The 671-nt window shown below is 73.2% G+C and carries 1 protein-coding gene; it reads right to left on the bottom strand.

What is annotated here, in order from left to right; genetic code table 11:
- Positions 1-59: 59 nt before the first annotated feature.
- A partial coding sequence (locus tag ACFC3J_RS22845; RefSeq protein WP_375198193.1) for an SDR family oxidoreductase occupies positions 60-671 on the bottom strand: 612 nt, incomplete at its 5' end.

Genomic DNA, 671 nt, shown 5'->3' with positions numbered 1-671 from the left:
GATCGCCCGCGCATTGGAGGCGGGCAGATAAAGGACGCTGCGGACCCGGTCGCTGCGCATCAGACGCGGCCTGTCACCGGCACCAGGGCGCCGGTCATGGCCCGGCTCTCGGGCGACGCCAGGAACAGGATCACCGCGGCCAGATCGGCCGGCGCGACCCAGGTCGCCGGGTCGGCGTCGGGCATGTCCTTGCGGTTCGCCGGCGTGTCGATGATCGACGGCAGGACGGCGTTGACCGTCACCTTTGTCGTCTTCAACTCCTCGGCCAGCGCCTGGGTCAGGGCGTGGACTCCGGCCTTGGCCGCGCCGTATGCCCCCATGCCGGCCCCGGCCTTCAACGCGGCGGCCGAGCCGACATTGACGATCCGACCCTCGGGCGAGGCCTTCAGCGCATCCAGCGCCTCTTCGACCGTGCGGGTCATCGCCGCCTCCACCGCCGCCCGCGCCTCGGGATCGTCCGCCTCTTCGGGCGCCTCGATCACGCCGCGCAAGGCCAGCAGGCCGTCGGCCGACGGCGGCGTTGCGCCGTCCTCGGCCAGTTCGTTCGCCAGCGTCAGATAGCGCGCCAGCACGGCGGCGTTGATCGTGACCGCCGCCTCGCCGGCTTCGGCCCGCTTGGCCTGAACGCCGATGGTGACCTGGCCCCGCGCGAACCGCGCCTGGCCGGCCGC

Origin of the sequence: Sphingobium sp. (assembly GCF_041987595.1) — a bacterium.
In the GTDB taxonomy this organism is placed as follows: domain Bacteria; phylum Pseudomonadota; class Alphaproteobacteria; order Sphingomonadales; family Sphingomonadaceae; genus Sphingobium.
This window is presented reverse-complemented; position numbering and strand designations above follow the sequence as displayed.